We start from the raw sequence: 16321 nt of genomic DNA, 5'->3' as shown, positions 1-16321 counted from the left end.
GTGGGCCTGCCGTCATGGGGTAATCTTAAAGCGCCAAAAGATCACTGCGGGTCAGGCGAAAGCCTGAGGCAATCCAACGTGCTTCTAATTCCGCAAGGGCTTTGCCCAAGTCTGGCCCCTGCAACTTGGGCATGAGATCGGCTGCGCGAATTGGAAACTCCGCCTGTGCGCCCAATGTTGCGGCTGCCCATTCCGACAGATCAAGCGGGGTTTCAAAGAAGGCATGGCGCAGCATCAGCGCCGTGTGGGTCATTGTCTCACCATGGCGATAGCCCAATTCCGCGCCCGCCATGTTGCCCGTAGCTATCTCGCGCAAAACTGCTACATTTTGGGCCATAGATTTGGATAGACGGAGTTCCGTTTGCAGATCTTCCCCCCCAATCGCCGCAAGCCTAAGGGCGGGGTCAGGTGCAAAGCCGCGCTCGGCCTCAAAATGCAAAACTGGGCCTAAGGCGCGCAGATTTGCGCCTGTGATGCAGTGATGTAAAATTCCCGTTTGCTCCATCGCGGCCAAGGCGGGTGCGGGGTTTTGGGCGCAGAGAAGCTTGATCATTTCCGCCCCAATCCGTTCGCGGGACAACTGGTCTAGCCCATCTGCCAGTGCCGCACAGGCCGCGAGTATGTCGGGATCAAACCCTGCATCTGGCGGTGCATAATGCGCATGAAATCGGAAGAAGCGTAAAATACGAAGATAATCCTCGCGGATGCGGTGATGCGCCGACCCGATAAAACGCAACAGACCCTTGCGTAGATCGTCCAAGCCTTGGCCCGTGGGATCAGATATCGCACCGCCTGCATCAACATAGAGCGCGTTGATCGTGAAATCCCGCCGCATGGCATCCTCGGTCAGGCTTGTGCCAAAGGCTACGGTCGCGCGGCGGCCATGGGCTTCGACATCACGGCGAAAGCTGGTTACTTCATAACTTTCCCCTGATAGGATCAGGGTTACGGTGCCGTGTTCAACGCCCGTTTCCACGCATTTTACAGAGGCCCCTTGCGCCAATTCGATCACCTGCTGTGGGGTTGCATCTGTGGCGATATCAATATCCCCCACCGTGTGACCCATCAGGTGATTGCGCACCGCCCCCCCCACAACATAGGCTTGGTGGCCTGCATCGCTCAAAAGTGCCAAGGCCGCTTGCGTGGTACTATTGGAAAGCCAATCTGCGGATATGATAGGGGATTGGTTCATGTGATCCGATCCGCAAGAGATTTCAATATCCGCGCGGTCGCGCCCCAAATGTAATAGGGGCCATAGGGCACGGCATAGAATTTGCGCCACTGTCCCTGCCAGCGGCGGGCCTCGATACGGAAATTCCGCGGCTCCATCACGAAGGAAAGTGGAACGCGAAACACCTCGTCTACTTCGTTCGCTTCTGGCATTGCGGTAAAGGGCGCGGTGATTTCAGCCAAGATCGGGGTGATCAGATAGCCCGTGACTGTTTCATGCGGCAACAGATGAGACAGCACATTGACCTGTGCCGCAGGCAAACCGATTTCCTCATGCGCCTCGCGCAGGGCGGTGTGATCGAGGCTAGCATCAGTTTCGTCCTGCTTGCCGCCTGGGAAAGCAATTTGACCAGGGTGATGGGCCAAATGCGAGGCGCGTTTGGTCAATACAACCTGTGGCGTGGCCCCAAAGGCTTCGATGCCGAAAAGCACAGCGGCAGGGCGCAGTTTGCGTCCTGCAGGCAATTTGATGTCAGGGTTCAAATCATAATCGGAGGAGGGTTTGGCGGGCCGCTCAAGCGCCGCCACGACCTGATCTAGAGTGATCTTTCCCGCCGCCCCCGCCATTGGCCGTTTACGCCTCTGGCACGGGTTTTGTCGCCTCGAACCCAAGGGTTTCGGGGTCGAATTCATAATGCGCCCCGCAGAATTGGCAATCGGCCAAGACCTGCCCGTCTTCCGTGGTCATATGCGCGATATCTTTGGCCGAATAGATCGACAGGCTTTGACGCACCCGTGCCTCCGAACAGGTGCAGCCGAACCGCACTGGTAGCGGATCGAAGACGCGTGGCGATTCCTCATGGAACAAGCGCAGCAAGAGATCCGTCTGGCTGAGAGAGGGGCCAATCAGTTCAAACGTATCTACAGTATCAAGAAGGATATTGGCGCGGTTCCAATTTTCGCCCTCATCCTCGTTGAGAAGATCGGTTGCGGCCAAAAGCCCCGCTTCCCCTGATCCGCCTTCGCCGGTCACATGCGGGCTTGCTTTGGGCATATGCTGAAGCATCACGCCGCCTGCGCGCCAATTCTCTCCCTCCTGCCCTGGGGTGGAGGAGCGACCATAGCCCAACATAAACCGTGTCGGTAACTGTTCGGATTGTGCAAAATAAGCCTCGGCACAACCGCGCAAAGCATCGCCCGTCAGAGGTGTGATGCCCTGATAGGGCGCGCTGCCCGTGCCTTGATCCAAGAGAAGTGCGAAATAGCCCTTGCCCGCCTGTGGAAAGGGTGTGGCGCTGTTGTCAAATTTGTCCTTGTCGTAACTCGCATAGGCACGGATGCGGGCGGGTTTCCCCTCGCCTTCAGGGGCATAAAAATCTGTCGCGATCAAACGCAGTGGGCCATCACCGCGTAATTGCAGCGACAATTTCCAACGCAGTTTTATGGTCTGTCCGATCAAGGCGGTCAAAAGCACCATCTCGGCCACCATAGCCTCAACCCCTGACGGGTAATCATGTTGGCTAAGAATCTGATCCAGCGTCTGATCAAGGCGCACCACGCGCCCCCGAATATCGGAAGCGTCTAATTGAAATGGTAAAACCACATCATCCCAAGCGGCATCCGCGCCAACACTCATTCTCTTTCGTCCTTCGCCTAAAATTATCGCGCCTTTTTTGTCAGGGTCAGCCAAAGGCCGCGCCCCGTCAACCGCGGTCTGCTTTCATATAGGTCGTCCAAGGGCAAGACCCAAACCACGCTTTGGGCCGCAAAGCCGCCATGCGGCTGCCACAATCTGGGCAAATTTCGATGGTCATTTGCGGGTCATAACTTGGATTTGGCTCTCATTGCGGGTGGCTTGCGCAAAAACCGCCTCAGGCTGCAAACGGGGTAAGGCGCTATGAAAATTTTGATGGTTCACCAAAATTATCCCGGTCAGTATCGAGAAATATTGTCTTGGCTGATTGCACAAGGTGGGCATGAAATTGTGTTTCTAACCCAAAGACAGGGCATTGCGCCGCGCGATGGGGTCAAGATTGTCAGCTATCCAACCCATCACAGACCCTCTGACGGTGCCTATGCCCTCAGTAAATATTGGGAATAATGTTGTGGTAATGGCTATGGCGCGGCCGTTGCGATGCAGGCGATAAAGGCCGAAGGGTTCACTTTGCCCAAAGCCAAATAGCGATCAGGGGTTTGACCGAGCGGGTGTTTTCTGACAGCAGGATTGACAAGACCGCAGTTTCCGCACGGGTGATCCATGGCAGAGCAAATTCTGGTAACAGGTGGGGCGGGCTATATTGGCTCGCATGTCGTGGTCGCTTTGCATGAGGCGGGCTATACCCCCGTCATATTCGATAATTTTAACAACGCCCGCCGCGATGTGCCTGTGCGTTTGGCGCAGATTATGGGCACGGCACCAAGCGTTATTGAGGGGGACATCCGCGACAGTGCCTGCCTTGATCAGGCCTTTCAGGAACATGAATTTGGCGGGGTGATTCATTTGGCTGCCCATAAAGCGGTGGGCGAAAGCGTTGCCAAGCCATTGGCGTATTTTGATAATAACGTGGGTGGTTTTTTGAACCTCCTCGGCGCAATGGAGCGGGCAGGGTGTAAGCGCCTTGTGTTTTCGTCATCCGCCACAGTTTATGGTGAGCCTGATGAAACCCCAACGCCCGAAACTGCGCCACGCCGCGCGATGAACCCTTACGGGCGCACCAAAATCATCTGCGAAGAAATGTTGCAAGATCTGTGCGCAGCTGATCCGGAATGGGCGGTGGGTGTTTTGCGTTATTTCAACCCCGCTGGGGCGCATGGCTCGGCGCTGATTGGCGAAGACCCTGCGGATATTCCAAACAATCTGATGCCCTATATTGCCAAGGTGGCCACTGGCGCATTGGCAAAAATCTCGGTTTTTGGAAATGATTATGACACGCCCGATGGCACGGGCGTTCGGGATTATATCCATGTTGAAGATTTGGCCGAAGGCCATGTTCTGTCTTTGGCGCAGTTGCGGCAGGGGCACGGGCATTTGGTCAATCTTGGGACGGGGCGGGGGTATTCGGTCTTGGAAATGATCGCCGCCTATCAGCGCGCTACGAACCGCCAGTTGCCCTATGAGATTGTCGCGCGCCGTGAGGGGGATGTGCCAATTTATTGTGCCAAAACAGAAAAAGCCCGCGATCTGCTTGGGTTTGAAGCAAAGCGCGGGCTAGATGAGATGTGCGCTAGTTCTTGGGCTTGGATGCAGGCCCAAGAGCGCAGGAACGATTAACCTTTTAGGCGGCGATTGCGCGCGGCCAACAGTTTCAAGCGCAGCGCGTTCAGCTGGATGAAGCCCTGCGCATCTTTTTGATCATAGGCGCCCGCATCCTCTTCGAAGGTCACATGGGCCTCGGAATATAGGCTGTGATCAGACCAACGCGCCATAGTGCGTGCCGCACCCTTATAGAGTTTGACGCGCACAGTGCCAGATACATGCTCTTGGCTTTTGTCGATCAGCGCTTGAAGCATTTCGCGCTCAGGGCTGAACCAGAAGCCGTTATAGATCAGCTCTGCATAGCGCGGCATGATAGAATCTTTCAGATGGCCCGCGCCGCTATCCAAGGTGATCTGCTCGATCCCGCGATGGGCCTCAAGCAAAATCGTGCCGCCTGGTGTTTCATAAATGCCGCGCGATTTCATACCAACAAAGCGGTTTTCAACCAGATCAAGGCGGCCAATGCCGTGCTTGCCGCCCAATTCATTGAGCTTGGTCAGGATTGTGGCGGGGCTCATTGCGGTGCCATTGATTGCAACTGCATCACCGCGCTCAAACGTGATTTCCACCATTTCGGGCGTGTCAGGCGCGTCTTCAGGATGGACGCTGCGCTGATAGACGTAGTCGGGCGCTTCTTGCGCGGGATCTTCCAGAACTTTCCCCTCAGAAGAGGTGTGCAGCAGGTTTGCATCCACTGAAAATGGGGCTTCGCCGCGCTTGTCCTTGGCGATAGGAATTTGATTTTTTTCTGCAAAATCCAACAATTTTGTGCGGCTGGTCAAATCCCACAACCGCCACGGTGCGATGACTTTGATGTCTGGGTTCAGCGCGTAGGCGGCCAATTCAAAACGCACTTGGTCATTGCCCTTGCCCGTTGCCCCATGCGAGATCGCATCGGCCCCAGTGGCTTCGGCAATTTCAACCAAACGCTTTGAAATCAGCGGGCGCGCGATGGATGTGCCAAGAAGATAAAGCCCCTCGTAAAGCGCATTGGCGCGGAACATCGGGAACACGAAATCGCGCACGAATTCTTCGCGGAGGTCTTCGATGAAAATTTCGGACACGCCCAGCAATTCGGCCTTTTTGCGTGCGGGCTCCAGTTCTTCGCCTTGACCCAGATCGGCGGTAAAGGTCACGACCTCGCAGCCATATTCGCTCTGCAGCCATTTCAGGATGATGGATGTATCGAGACCACCTGAATAAGCGAGAACAACTTTCTTGGGCGCAGACATCGTTTAGCTCCGAATTTGAAAGGGATTGGCGCGCGATAACGGGTTTTGGCGAGGGACGCAAGTTGGTGCAGTATCCGCTTGGCGCATTGCGCAGGCTAGACAGGGGGCAATCTTTAAGGCAGGCCTAGGGAATGAATGATTTTAAAAATAATGCCAAAGCTGCCGAACAGGCTATGCGCGCCTTGTTTGCGCCCACGCCTTTGCAGAAAAATATTTATCTGTCAGAGCGCTATGGCGCGGATATTTGGCTCAAGCGCGAGGATCTTAGTCCTGTGCGCTCGTATAAAATTCGCGGTGCTTTTAACGCAATGCGCAAGGCCTTGGCCGTGGATGCCACACGCCGGCAATTCGTTTGCGCCAGTGCGGGCAATCACGCACAAGGCGTGGCCTATGTCTGCCAGCATTTTGGGGTTGAGGGTGTGATTTTCATGCCCGTCACTACGCCACAGCAGAAGATCGCCAAAACCCGTGCCTTTGGGGGGGCCAATGTGCGCATTGAATTGGTTGGCGATTATTTTGATGAGACATTGGCCGCAGCGCAGGGATTTTGCGCGCGCGAAGGTGCTCATTTCCTGTCACCTTTTGATGATGAAGATGTGATTGAGGGGCAGGCTTCGGTGGCTGTTGAGATGGTCGAGCAACTGGGCCACGCCCCTGATTGCTTGGTGCTGCCTGTAGGAGGCGGGGGGTTGTCAGCGGGTATGTTGTCGTATCTCGGGCGTGATCAGGCAGTGACCTTGGTTGAACCTGTGGGCGGCCCAAGTCTGACCGCAGCATTGGCCGAGGGCGCGCCAAAGACGGTCAAAATTGAAGATACGTTTGTCGATGGCGCGGCTGTTGCGCGGATTGGTGAAAAAACCTTTGCGCGGCTCAATCATATCAAGCCTGAACGCGTGCATTTGGCACCTGAAAACCGGATATGCGTGACGATTCAAGAGATGCTCAACATCGAAGGCATTGTGCTAGAACCTGCGGGGGCCTTGTCGATTGATGTTTTGCCTGAAATTGCCGATGAGATTGCGGGTAAGTCGGTGGTCTGTGTGACCTCTGGCGGAAATTTCGATTTCGAGCGATTGCCCGAAGTCAAAGAGCGCGCAATGCGCTTCTTGGGCGTCAAGAAATATTTCATCTTGCGTATGCCGCAGCGCCCCGGGGCCCTGCGCGAATTTTTGAACCTGCTTGGCCCAGATGATGATATCGCGCGATTTGAGTATTTGAAGAAATCCGCACGCAATTTCGGGTCGGTTTTAATTGGGATTGAAACAAAAGACGCCGCGCATTTTCCTGATCTAATGGCGCGGATTGAGGCGCGTGGATTTGCCTGTCGCGACATTACCAATGACGAGGTTTTAGCTGAGTTTTTGATTTGAAAAGCGCGGTCTAAATCTCGGCGCCAAGTTGGGGGATATGGTGCGCCAGCGCCGAAAGACCGGTCGAAAGCAGTCGGGTCAAACTGTCGAGATCGGCCTGTGTTGCCAGCCACTCACGATGTTCAAGTCTGTGGCAATATTCGCAAAAGCTGGTTAGGCCACGATTACTGGCCGCCCCGCGCAACGCATGAAATGCACGCGCTGCCGCCATGTTGGCTTATCGGCCATAATGGGCCAGGAGTTGCCGCACAAAATGCCGATCCCCTGACACGGCCAATAGCGTTTCAGCCTCGTCCCACGGCAGGAAAATCGCGCTATGGCCTGCCTCTGTTGGTTCCCCAATGCGGCGCCCCAGTTGGGCATAGAAGATGTGGCATTGCTTGTGTGCGTAATAGCCATAATCGGGCATAAATGTATGGCGATGAAACATCCCCAAGCGGCGAATTCCATGGATGCGATATCCCGTTTCTTCCAAAACTTCGCGATGCAAGGCTTGGATGGCGGTTTCGCCTGCGTCAATCCCGCCTCCAGGCAATTGAAATTCGGGGTCTGGATCCTCTTGGAAGGTGGCCAGAATGCCATCACCTGCATCAATAATCGCATAGGCCCCCGCGCGGGGGCGGTAATACTGGTTTGGATCTGGCCAATTGCCAAAACGGCGGTTCATTTTATCCCCCCTCAGGCGCGACTTGCTTTGAGCACGACTTTGACAGGTGTATCCCGTTCTCAAAACCCCTCAAATGCATGTCAGACCCTGTGCAAAGCTTGATTTTTTGTCTAAGTCAGACCACAGCACGCCACACCAACCAGATCAGGCAAGAGATTATGACACAGCAGGATAAATTGGCCGCGATCCGCGACACCGCCGCCCGCGTTTTGAAAATTGAGGCGGATGCGGTGATGGCTTTGGCCGCGCATTTGCCTGCCGATTTTGACGGCGCGGTTGAGGCCATGCTGGCCACGAAAGGCCGTGTGATCTTATCTGGTATCGGAAAATCGGGGCATATTGCGCGCAAGATCAGCTCAACCCTTGCTTCGACTGGCACACCTTCGACTTTTGTCCACCCTGCTGAGGCAAGCCACGGTGATTTAGGTATGATCACCCCTGAGGATTTGGTAATTTTGATCTCAAACTCAGGTGAAACGGCTGAATTGGGCGATATCGTGGCCCATGTGGCGCGGTTTTCAATCCCGATGATTGGCATATCAGGGCGCGAAGACAGCACATTGATGCGGGCGGCGCAGTATCGCTTGACCTTGCCTGCCGCGCCTGAGGCTTGTGTGATTGGGATGGCGCCGACAACCTCAACGACCCTGACACTTGCCTTGGGCGATGCATTGGCCGTTTGTGTCATGGAGCAGCGCGGTTTTCGACCCGATCAATTCCGCACCTTTCATCCCGGCGGGAAACTGGGCGCACAATTGTCAAAAGTTGCGCAATTGATGCATGAAGGGGCGGCCTTGCCCTTGGTTCAGGTGACTACCCCGATGCCTGAGACCCTGTTGGTGATGACCGAGAAAAGCTTTGGTATCGTTGGGGTCTTGGACGGCGAAGGTCGCCTTGATGGGGTGATCTCAGACGGGGATTTGCGGCGCAACATGGCGCGGCTGATGTCCTGCACGGCTGGTGATGTCGCCACCAAATCCCCCCGCGTGACCGCCCCAGATGCCCTTGCTGCCGAGGCCTTGGCGGTCATGTCTGCGCATAAAATCACAGCCCTTTTCGCGTTGGATGATGAGCAACGCCCTGTCGGTCTGTTGCACTTGCACGATTGCCTGCGGGCAGGTTTGGCTTAAACCCTTAGCGTCCTATAGCGTCATAGGTGGCAAAGCCTGCGCTTAGCGCATCTTGGCGGCTGTATATATTTCGCAAATCGGCCATGCGCGCCTGCGCCATGCCCTTGGACAAACGGGTTAAATCCAGCGCGCGGAACTCGTTCCACTCGGTCAGGATCACCAAAAGATCGGCGGCTTCCGCAGCGGTATAGGGGTCATCGCACCATGTCACATTTGGCAACAGCTGTTCCCCTTCGCGGCGGCCTTGCGGGTCGACCACACGCACGGTCGCGCCGCCGCCCACAAGAGCGGGCACAATGGTGAGCGAAGGCGCATCGCGCATATCATCGGTGTTTGGCTTAAAGGTTACGCCCAGCACGGCGATTTTCTTGCCATTGAAACTGCCATCGCACAGATCACGCAGTTTTTCGATCATGCGCAGTTTAACTGCGTCATTCACGCGGATCACTGTTTCTACAATCCGTTGGGGGGCCGCAAAATCCTGACCAATCCGCGCCAAGGCTTGGGTGTCCTTGGGGAAACAAGACCCACCATACCCTGGCCCTGCATGTAGAAACTTATTTCCAATGCGCCCATCAAGCCCCATACCTTTTGAGACTTCCTTCACATCCGCGCCGACTTTTTCGCAGAGCGCGGCGACTTCATTGATGAAGGTGATCTTGGTCGCAAGAAAGGCATTGGCCGCGTATTTGATCATTTCCGCCGATTCCAAATCGGTGGTCACGATTGGAAAATCGCGCAGATACAGGGGGCGATAAATCTCGGCCATAACCTTGGCTGCGCGCTCTGATTGCACGCCAACCACAACGCGGTCTGGCTTCATGAAATCGTCAATTGCGGCCCCTTCCCGAAGAAACTCGGGGTTTGAGGCAACATCAAACTCCGCCTTTGGATTGGCCTGTGCCACAACCTCTTGCACCTTGCGGTTGGTGCCAACAGGCACAGTCGATTTCGTCACCACCACGGCGTAGCCTGTCAGCGCGCGCCCGACTTCTTCGGCGGCGGCCATGACATAGGTGAGATCAGCATGGCCATCGCCCCGCCGCGTGGGCGTGCCAACAGCAATAAACACAGCATCTGCCCCATCCACAGCTTGCGCCAAATCCGTTGTAAAGGACAGCCGCCCCGCCTCGACATTGCGGGCCATCAAATCCTCAAGGCCAGGCTCATAAATTGGAACCTCACCCTTATTCAGTTTAGCGATTTTTTCTGGGGCTTTGTCGACACAGATCACCTCATGCCCAAAATCCGAGAAGCAGACCCCCGAAACCAAGCCAACATAGCCTGTGCCAATCATCGCAATCCGCATGGTTTAATGTCCTTTTTTGGCCAATCTTGTTCTCGTCCTAGCATCGATAATAATCGCAATACCAGTCCACAAACGCGGCAACCCCGTCTTGCACTGCGGTTTGTGGCTTGTAGCCTGTTAAGCGCATCAAAAGGCTCGCATCAGCCCATGTGGCAGGCACATCGCCTGCTTGCATATCCATGAAATTCTTTTGCGCCTCGATCCCAAGACGCGCTTCTATGGCGGCGATGAATTCCATCAAAGGCACTGATTGTGAATTTCCGATATTCACAATGCGATGGGGCGCAACAGGTGAAAGGCTATCGCCTTCAGCAATCTCAGTAGCCGCGTTGGGGCGGGTCGGGATGGCATCAATCAGACGCATAATCCCATCAACCAAATCAGTGACATAGGTAAAATCACGGGCCATCTCGCCATGGTTGTAGACATCAATTGGCTTACCTTCGAGGATCGCCTTGGTGAATTTGAACAGCGCCATATCAGGCCTGCCCCATGGGCCGTAGACCGTGAAAAACCGAAACAATGTGGTGGGGATGTCAAAGAGATGGGAATAGGAATGCGCCATCACTTCGTTGGATTTCTTGGTTGCCGCATAGAAAGACATCTGTGTGTCGCATTTTTGCGTTTCGGTATAGGGCATCGTCTCGTTCGCGCCATAGGCGGAGGAGGTCGAGGCAATCAGTAAATGTGCGGGCTTGTGATGGCGCGCGGCCTCAAGCACGCGGAAGGTTCCGATCAAATTGGCTTCGACATAGCTTTCGGGGTTGTCGATGGAATAACGCACCCCCGCTTGCGCGGCGAGGTGGATCACCGCGTCAGGATGGAAATCGGCCATGAGCCCATCCATGACACCCGCACCCTCAACCCGATCATGCACAACGTGGAAATTGGGCGACTGGTTCAGCATCGCCTCGCGGCGTTCTTTGAGGGTGACATCATAGTAATCGGTCATGGCATCTAGGCCCAGAACCTCCCACCCATCGGCCAAGAGACGCTGCGACAGGTGAAACCCGATAAAACCAGATGAACCTGTTACCAAAGCGCGCCGTGTGGCCATGTCATGTCCTCGATTGTCGTTTGGGATTCCTAACAGGGAAAGCCTTGAACCTCCAAGAGACAAATCCGCGCTTTTGGGGGCTATGTGATATTTGGCGCAAAGGCACAGGTTGCAAAATGGTCATTCACAAGCCCACTGGCTTGCATAAAGGCATAAACTGTTGTGGGGCCGCAGAATTTGAACCCTGCCTGCTTTAGGGCCTTGGACAGCGCCGCCGAGGTTGCGGTTTGTGCTGGAACATCACCAAGGGTTTGGGTGCGGTTTATCTGCGGGGTGTGATCCACAAAACCCCAGATAAATTTTGAAAAGCCAACCTCAGCCTCAAGTTTGAGATAGGCCTGTGCATTTGTAAGGGTGGCCTCAATTTTACCGCGGTGGCGAATGATGCCTTGATCTTGCATTAATCGCTCAATATCCGCTGCACCCCATTTGGCAAGTGCATGGGGATCAAACCCTGCAAAAGCAGCGCGAAAATTCTCGCGCTTTCGCAGGATCGTGATCCAACTTAGGCCTGCTTGGAACCCTTCAAGACACAAGTTTTCAAACAACCCGCGGCTGTCATAGAGGGGCCGCCCCCATTCTTGGTCGTGATAGGCGATATAGTCGGGATCGCCCAAACACCATGCGCAGCGAATTATCGTTTGATCATCCATAATCTGCCCTTTTGTTCACCTCACATTAAGAGTTGGCACGGCACATCTACAAGGCAGCAATAGGAGATGACCATGACCGTGCCGCGCAGTGATTTTGCAAATCCTGATTTGGCCAGCCCTTTCGCGGTTGCCATGACCGATATGCGGCGCGGGGCAATCGCCCTATTCGAAGGGGCTTTGAGGCGGGGGGATGTCGCCTTGGCATTTCAGCCGATTATGCGGGCCCATGGGAAAGGCCCTGCCTTTTACGAGGGGTTGGTGCGCTTATTTGATGAGGCGGGGTGGCTGATCCCCGCCCGCGATTTTATCATGGAGGTTGAGGCCACAGAACTTGGCCGCAGGCTGGATTGCGCGGCCCTTGCGATGGGGCTTGCAGCGATACGTGAAGCGCCGCATCTGCGTCTCGCGGTGAATATGTCAGCCCGCTCTATCGGCTATGCGCCATTTCATAAAATTCTGGCCGCTCATATTGCTGCCCATCTGCAAGATTTGGAACGTTTGATCCTTGAGATCACTGAGACAAGCGCGATGCAGATGCCTGAATTGGTGACGCCGTTTATGCGGGATCTGCACGCGAAGGGGGTCAGCTTTGCCTTGGATGATTTTGGGGCAGGGAATACTGCCTTGCGCTATTTGCGGGACTTCTCGTTTGATATTCTGAAGGTTGATGCGCAATTCGTGGCGCATGTCGCCGATGATCCCGACAATCAGGTTTTATGTTCTGCGATCCAATCCGTGGCACGCCATTTTGATATGCTGATTGTGGCGGAAGGGATTGAGAACCCTGCCGATGCCGATTGGCTGTCGCGGGCGGGCTTTGATGGGTTGTAAGGATATGTATATGCCGTGCCCAGTTTGGAAAAGCCGTGGCTGAATGAAACCGCCCCTATTCACCCCTCTTTTGCTGCGCCACGGCGGGTGCGCCCTGGGTCGCGTTAATCTGTCAATTGCGCAGATGTCTAGCAAGCGCGACAACATAGTCTGTTGTCGGTTGAGCGATGAAGGCCTATCACTAAAACCGGAGAAAAGAATTTCGGCCCCGCGGCCCTCTCCTCTCCGCCGCGGGGTCGGCAGGGATAGGTCAGGAAAGGACGTCTAATGACCAACGTGGTGATTGTTTCTGCTGCACGCACAGCGGTAGGTAGTTTTCTGGGATCATTCGCAAATACGCCTGCCCATGAACTTGGGCGCGTTGTGCTTGAGGCCATTGTGGCCCGTGCAGGGATTGATAAATCCGAAGTGTCCGAGACAATTTTGGGGCAAGTTTTGACAGCGGCACAAGGTCAGAACCCCGCGCGTCAGGCGCATATTAATGCAGGTTTCCCACAGGAAGCGGCCGCATGGAGCATCAATCAGGTCTGCGGTTCGGGCCTGCGTTCAGTCGCAATTGGGGCACAGCACATCATGCTGGGTGACGCTGCAATCGTTGCCGCTGGTGGTCAAGAAAATATGTCGATGAGCCCCCATGCAGCCTGCCTGCGTCAGGGCCAGAAAATGGGTGATTTGGCCTATATCGACACAATGATTCGTGATGGTTTGTGGGACGCGTTTAATGGCTATCACATGGGCCAGACCGCCGAGAATGTCGCCAATCAATGGCAAATCAGCCGCGAGGCTCAGGACGAATTTGCGGCTGCGAGCCAGAACAAGGCTGAGGCGGCGCAAAAGGCAGGTAAATTCGTGGATGAGATCACCCCTGTTACGCTGAAAACGCGTAAGGGTGAAACCGTTGTCGATAGCGATGAATATATCCGCCATGGCGCAACAGTCGAAGCGATGGCAGGCTTGCGTCCCGCATTTGCAAAGGATGGCTCTGTGACAGCGGGCAATGCCTCGGGCCTCAATGATGGCGCTGCCGCGGTGTTGTTGATGTCAGAAGAAGCAGCGCAGAAGCGCGGTCTAACCCCATTGGCGCGCATTGCCTCTTATGCCACTGCAGGTCTTGACCCTTCGATCATGGGTGTTGGCCCGATCTATGCGTCACGTAAGGCATTGGACAAAGCGGGGTGGGCTGCTGCTGATCTTGATTTGGTTGAAGCCAACGAAGCCTTTGCTGCGCAGGCCTGCGCTGTGAACAAGGATATGGGGTGGAACCCTGATATTGTGAACGTGAATGGCGGCGCGATTGCCATTGGCCACCCGATTGGTGCGTCTGGCTGTCGTATCCTGAACACGCTTTTGTTCGAAATGCAGCGCCGTGATGCGAAAAAAGGTCTGGCGACCTTGTGCATCGGCGGCGGCATGGGCGTGGCCATGTGCCTTGAACGCCCCTGAGGTAACTTATTGGGGTATTTCGCAAGGGGCGCTTTCGGGCGCCCCTTTTTGCATCCGCAAAATCATATGCGAAACAATGTTGCGCACGCAGCACATCTATCGTAGCAGCGTTACACAGATCTAGGCCTGATCGGAGGAAGATATGGCAAAAGTAGCATTAGTAACAGGTGGCAGCCGCGGCATTGGGGAGGCAATATCCAAGCGTTTAAAGGCCGAAGGCTATGAGGTTGCTGCAACCTATGCGGGCAATGATAAGAAAGCTGCGGAATTCACCAAAGCCACAGGCATCAAAACCTATAAATGGAATGTTGGCTCTTACGAAGATTCCGCTGCGGGTATCGCCAAGGTTGAGGCTGATCTGGGCCCAATTGATGTTGTTGTCGCCAATGCGGGTATCACCCGCGATGCGCCTTTCCACAAAATGACGCCCGAACAATGGCATGAGGTGATCGACACCAACCTGACGGGTGTGTTCAACACGGTTCATCCGATTTGGCCTGGAATGCGCGAACGCAAATTTGGCCGTGTCATTGTGATTTCTTCGATCAATGGCCAAAAGGGCCAGTTCGGCCAAGTGAATTATGCCGCGACCAAGGCAGGCGATTTGGGGATTGTGAAATCTCTGGCCCAAGAAGGTGCGCGCGCAGGCATTACGGCCAACGCGATTTGCCCCGGCTATATTGCAACCGAAATGGTAATGGCGATCCCTGAAGAGGTGCGCGCGAAAATCGTTGCAGGCATCCCAGCGGGTCGCTTGGGTGAACCTGACGAAATCGCCCGCTGCGTGGCCTTCCTTGCATCTGATGATGCAGGGTTCATCAACGGATCGACCATCTCCGCCAACGGGGCGCAGTTCTTCGTGTAATCACGAGGCTGATGAAAAAACCGCCCCTCACTGTGGTGGGGGGCGGTTTACTTTTGGTTCAGCCGTCTAAGCGGGCAATTTCTTCTTTGATTTTGAGCTTTTGTTTTTTCAGCTCGCGGATTTCTGATCCATCCATGCTTGGACTTCGTTGCGCTTCTTCCACGCGTTTGGAGAGGGTTTCGTGCTTCTTCTTGAGTTGCTGCAAATGTCCGTTCAGTGACATGGTCAAATCTCCTCTCGTTGATGTTCGACAGAATCAGTGCACCACGGATTTTGAGTCGTGTCACGCATTCCCTTCATAAAACTGTCATGATGCGCGGCAGTTTGCCGATGCTGGTCTTATGGCCAGTTGATCGCCGCACCTTGGCGCAGAACGGCGCGGGCGGCATCCGAATAGTCATCGCCATCCTTTTCATGGGCCGCGCCCGCATGAATGACGAAGGGCGGGCAGAGGGTGGCAGGTGTTTTCGCCAATTTTCGCGCGCGGATCACCACGCGCTTTGCGGTTTGCCCTGCGCGGGATTGCAGGGGCAAAATGGAAATCGCGCCAAATTTCTCGGCCTGAAGGGCCGCCAATATTTCTGGCAGACGTTCAGCGATGTGGATAAGGGTCAGCCATCCTTGTGGCTTTAGGCGTTTTTTTGCGCAGCTGATCCAGTCGCTTAACCCTGTTTCCTCGCGCCGTGCTGCTTCACGTCCTGCATCCTTGGCCCCTGTTCCATCCCCTGTCGCGAAAAAAGGCGGGTTGGCCATGACATGATCGAAAGTTTCGGTCAGATGCCGTGACAGGGTGGTTAGGTCTGCAACCACGACCTCTAAGGGAAGGGCGGCATTGTCGGCATTGCGCCGTGCAAGCTGCGCATAGTTTTCCTGCCGCTCAACCCCAATCATGCGTAAGTCAGCAATACGCTTTCCCAAAGCTAGGCTGGCTGTGCCAACCCCGCAGCCCAATTCCAACACGGATTGACTCGCTTGCGCCGGACAGGCTGCCGCCAAAAAGATCGGGTCTGTGGCGGCGCGATAGCCTGTGCTTGGCTGGTAGATCCGAAGCGCGCCATCCAAAAAACCATCGCAGGTCAGATCATCGTCCGAGAAAGGCACGCTCATGGGCTGACCTCTAAACCATTATCGCGCAATGCGATGTGCGCTCTGTGCAAATCCTGCCGCCGCACCATCAATCGGCGCGGCAATATGCCAATGGAGCCTTCAAGCAGGCTCATATTTACGTCAAACTCAAACACCTCTATACCCTCGCCAGATAAGATGACGGAGGCAAAGGCGATGACCGTTGGATCGTTGCTGCGTAGAACTTCATCCATCAGTTTGATTTAGGCCCCC

Annotated in this window: 19 protein-coding genes; 7 read left to right on the top strand and 12 right to left on the bottom strand. The window is 55.0% G+C overall.

The window, feature by feature from the left end; all coding sequences use genetic code 11:
* Positions 1 to 25 precede the first annotated feature (25 nt).
* The 3 genes from AAC621_RS05930 to hslO are packed head-to-tail and all read right to left on the bottom strand — an operon-like array spanning position 26 to position 2806.
* Complete coding sequence (locus tag AAC621_RS05930) at positions 26 to 1192, bottom strand: CCA tRNA nucleotidyltransferase (protein WP_340253087.1); 1167 nt, start codon at positions 1190 to 1192, stop codon at positions 26 to 28.
* Complete coding sequence (locus AAC621_RS05925; protein WP_340253086.1) at positions 1189 to 1797, bottom strand: CoA pyrophosphatase; 609 nt, start codon at positions 1795 to 1797, stop codon at positions 1189 to 1191. Before AAC621_RS05925 ends, AAC621_RS05930 begins: the two co-directional genes overlap by 4 nt.
* Positions 1798 to 1804: 7 nt before the next feature.
* The gene (gene hslO / locus AAC621_RS05920) at positions 1805 to 2806 is read right to left on the bottom strand and encodes an Hsp33 family molecular chaperone HslO (protein ID WP_340253085.1); all 1002 of its coding nucleotides are present in this window, start codon (positions 2804 to 2806) and stop codon (positions 1805 to 1807) included.
* 261 nt (positions 2807 to 3067) lie between these two features.
* Here hslO and AAC621_RS05915 point away from each other — a divergent pair, with 261 nt between their 5' ends.
* Together AAC621_RS05915 and galE are read left to right on the top strand one after the other, a co-directional pair.
* Complete coding sequence (locus AAC621_RS05915) at positions 3068 to 3271, top strand: hypothetical protein (RefSeq protein ID WP_340253084.1); 204 nt, start codon at positions 3068 to 3070, stop codon at positions 3269 to 3271.
* 156 nt (positions 3272 to 3427) lie between these two features.
* On the top strand, positions 3428 to 4441 hold the full coding sequence (gene galE / locus AAC621_RS05910; protein ID WP_340253083.1) for a UDP-glucose 4-epimerase GalE: 1014 nt from the start codon (positions 3428 to 3430) through the stop codon (positions 4439 to 4441).
* On the opposite strand, the gene AAC621_RS05905 is transcribed toward galE, so the two are convergent.
* Positions 4438 to 5658: an argininosuccinate synthase gene (locus tag AAC621_RS05905; protein ID WP_340253081.1), complete on the bottom strand. Its 1221-nt coding sequence runs from the start codon at positions 5656 to 5658 to the stop codon at positions 4438 to 4440. The genes galE and AAC621_RS05905 overlap by 4 nt on opposite strands.
* A gap of 131 nt (positions 5659 to 5789) precedes the next feature.
* Between AAC621_RS05905 and ilvA the strand changes: the two genes are divergently transcribed.
* Positions 5790 to 7028 (top strand): threonine ammonia-lyase IlvA, encoded by a 1239-nt coding sequence (ilvA, locus tag AAC621_RS05900; RefSeq protein ID WP_340253079.1) that lies wholly within the window; start codon positions 5790 to 5792, stop codon positions 7026 to 7028.
* 10 nt (positions 7029 to 7038) lie between these two features.
* On the opposite strand, the gene AAC621_RS05895 is transcribed toward ilvA, so the two are convergent.
* Both AAC621_RS05895 and AAC621_RS05890 read right to left on the bottom strand, forming a co-directional pair.
* Entirely contained in the window at positions 7039 to 7239 is a 201-nt protein-coding gene (locus AAC621_RS05895) for an Hpt domain-containing protein (protein ID WP_340253077.1), read from the bottom strand.
* A 6-nt stretch (positions 7240 to 7245) separates the two neighbouring features.
* Complete coding sequence (locus tag AAC621_RS05890) at positions 7246 to 7695, bottom strand: NUDIX hydrolase (RefSeq protein WP_340253075.1); 450 nt, start codon at positions 7693 to 7695, stop codon at positions 7246 to 7248.
* Positions 7696 to 7853: 158 nt separating this feature from the next.
* Between AAC621_RS05890 and AAC621_RS05885 the strand changes: the two genes are divergently transcribed.
* On the top strand, positions 7854 to 8825 hold the full coding sequence (locus AAC621_RS05885; RefSeq protein WP_340253073.1) for a KpsF/GutQ family sugar-phosphate isomerase: 972 nt from the start codon (positions 7854 to 7856) through the stop codon (positions 8823 to 8825).
* A 4-nt stretch (positions 8826 to 8829) separates the two neighbouring features.
* Here the strand turns inward: AAC621_RS05885 and AAC621_RS05880 are convergent, their stop codons facing one another.
* The 3 genes from AAC621_RS05880 to AAC621_RS05870 form a co-directional block, all read right to left on the bottom strand.
* Positions 8830 to 10134: a UDP-glucose dehydrogenase family protein gene (locus AAC621_RS05880; RefSeq protein WP_340253071.1), complete on the bottom strand. Its 1305-nt coding sequence runs from the start codon at positions 10132 to 10134 to the stop codon at positions 8830 to 8832.
* A 37-nt stretch (positions 10135 to 10171) separates the two neighbouring features.
* Positions 10172 to 11191 carry an NAD-dependent epimerase/dehydratase family protein gene (locus AAC621_RS05875; RefSeq protein WP_340253069.1) on the bottom strand — a complete coding sequence of 340 codons (1020 nt, stop codon included), beginning with the start codon at positions 11189 to 11191 and terminating at the stop codon, positions 10172 to 10174.
* Between the two features lie 80 nt (positions 11192 to 11271).
* Positions 11272 to 11844 carry a DNA-3-methyladenine glycosylase I gene (locus tag AAC621_RS05870; protein WP_340253067.1) on the bottom strand — a complete coding sequence of 191 codons (573 nt, stop codon included), beginning with the start codon at positions 11842 to 11844 and terminating at the stop codon, positions 11272 to 11274.
* Between the two features lie 72 nt (positions 11845 to 11916).
* On the opposite strand from AAC621_RS05870, the gene AAC621_RS05865 reads away from it, so the two are divergent.
* The 3 genes from AAC621_RS05865 (at position 11917) to phbB (ending at position 14983) form a co-directional block, all read left to right on the top strand.
* Complete coding sequence (locus AAC621_RS05865) at positions 11917 to 12675, top strand: EAL domain-containing protein (protein WP_340253065.1); 759 nt, start codon at positions 11917 to 11919, stop codon at positions 12673 to 12675.
* Between the two features lie 267 nt (positions 12676 to 12942).
* Positions 12943 to 14118, top strand: a complete 1176-nt coding sequence (locus AAC621_RS05860; protein WP_340253063.1) for an acetyl-CoA C-acetyltransferase — start codon at positions 12943 to 12945, stop codon at positions 14116 to 14118.
* A 142-nt stretch (positions 14119 to 14260) separates the two neighbouring features.
* Positions 14261 to 14983: an acetoacetyl-CoA reductase gene (phbB, locus tag AAC621_RS05855; RefSeq protein WP_340253061.1), complete on the top strand. Its 723-nt coding sequence runs from the start codon at positions 14261 to 14263 to the stop codon at positions 14981 to 14983.
* Positions 14984 to 15041: 58 nt separating this feature from the next.
* Here phbB and AAC621_RS05850 read toward each other — a convergent pair whose 3' ends face one another.
* The 3 genes from AAC621_RS05850 to AAC621_RS05840 form a co-directional block, all read right to left on the bottom strand.
* Positions 15042 to 15206: a YdcH family protein gene (locus AAC621_RS05850; RefSeq protein WP_340253059.1), complete on the bottom strand. Its 165-nt coding sequence runs from the start codon at positions 15204 to 15206 to the stop codon at positions 15042 to 15044.
* 116 nt (positions 15207 to 15322) lie between these two features.
* The gene (locus AAC621_RS05845; protein WP_340253057.1) at positions 15323 to 16090 is read right to left on the bottom strand and encodes a tRNA1(Val) (adenine(37)-N6)-methyltransferase; all 768 of its coding nucleotides are present in this window, start codon (positions 16088 to 16090) and stop codon (positions 15323 to 15325) included.
* Positions 16087 to 16302, bottom strand: coding sequence for a putative signal transducing protein (locus tag AAC621_RS05840; RefSeq protein ID WP_340253055.1), 216 nt, complete (start codon positions 16300 to 16302; stop codon positions 16087 to 16089). The genes AAC621_RS05845 and AAC621_RS05840 overlap by 4 nt, the downstream gene beginning before the upstream one ends.
* Positions 16303 to 16321: the final 19 nt, after the last annotated feature.

Source organism: Roseobacter sp. HKCC-CH-9208 (assembly GCF_037805125.1).
Lineage (GTDB): Bacteria > Pseudomonadota > Alphaproteobacteria > Rhodobacterales > Rhodobacteraceae > M30B80.
This window is presented reverse-complemented; position numbering and strand designations above follow the sequence as displayed.

Coding starts and splice junctions, on each gene's coding strand:
- AAC621_RS05930 (WP_340253087.1), bottom strand. CDS start 1,192: ATGAACCAATCCCCTATCATATCCGCAGATTGGCTTTCCAATAGTACC.
- AAC621_RS05925 (WP_340253086.1), bottom strand. CDS start 1,797: ATGGCGGGGGCGGCGGGAAAGATCACTCTAGATCAGGTCGTGGCGGCG.
- hslO (WP_340253085.1), bottom strand. CDS start 2,806: ATGAGTGTTGGCGCGGATGCCGCTTGGGATGATGTGGTTTTACCATTT.
- AAC621_RS05915 (WP_340253084.1), top strand. CDS start 3,068: ATGAAAATTTTGATGGTTCACCAAAATTATCCCGGTCAGTATCGAGAA.
- galE (WP_340253083.1), top strand. CDS start 3,428: ATGGCAGAGCAAATTCTGGTAACAGGTGGGGCGGGCTATATTGGCTCG.
- AAC621_RS05905 (WP_340253081.1), bottom strand. CDS start 5,658: ATGTCTGCGCCCAAGAAAGTTGTTCTCGCTTATTCAGGTGGTCTCGAT.
- ilvA (WP_340253079.1), top strand. CDS start 5,790: ATGAATGATTTTAAAAATAATGCCAAAGCTGCCGAACAGGCTATGCGC.
- AAC621_RS05895 (WP_340253077.1), bottom strand. CDS start 7,239: ATGGCGGCAGCGCGTGCATTTCATGCGTTGCGCGGGGCGGCCAGTAAT.
- AAC621_RS05890 (WP_340253075.1), bottom strand. CDS start 7,695: ATGAACCGCCGTTTTGGCAATTGGCCAGATCCAAACCAGTATTACCGC.
- AAC621_RS05885 (WP_340253073.1), top strand. CDS start 7,854: ATGACACAGCAGGATAAATTGGCCGCGATCCGCGACACCGCCGCCCGC.
- AAC621_RS05880 (WP_340253071.1), bottom strand. CDS start 10,134: ATGCGGATTGCGATGATTGGCACAGGCTATGTTGGCTTGGTTTCGGGG.
- AAC621_RS05875 (WP_340253069.1), bottom strand. CDS start 11,191: ATGGCCACACGGCGCGCTTTGGTAACAGGTTCATCTGGTTTTATCGGG.
- AAC621_RS05870 (WP_340253067.1), bottom strand. CDS start 11,844: ATGGATGATCAAACGATAATTCGCTGCGCATGGTGTTTGGGCGATCCC.
- AAC621_RS05865 (WP_340253065.1), top strand. CDS start 11,917: ATGACCGTGCCGCGCAGTGATTTTGCAAATCCTGATTTGGCCAGCCCT.
- AAC621_RS05860 (WP_340253063.1), top strand. CDS start 12,943: ATGACCAACGTGGTGATTGTTTCTGCTGCACGCACAGCGGTAGGTAGT.
- phbB (WP_340253061.1), top strand. CDS start 14,261: ATGGCAAAAGTAGCATTAGTAACAGGTGGCAGCCGCGGCATTGGGGAG.
- AAC621_RS05850 (WP_340253059.1), bottom strand. CDS start 15,206: ATGTCACTGAACGGACATTTGCAGCAACTCAAGAAGAAGCACGAAACC.
- AAC621_RS05845 (WP_340253057.1), bottom strand. CDS start 16,090: ATGAGCGTGCCTTTCTCGGACGATGATCTGACCTGCGATGGTTTTTTG.
- AAC621_RS05840 (WP_340253055.1), bottom strand. CDS start 16,302: ATGGATGAAGTTCTACGCAGCAACGATCCAACGGTCATCGCCTTTGCC.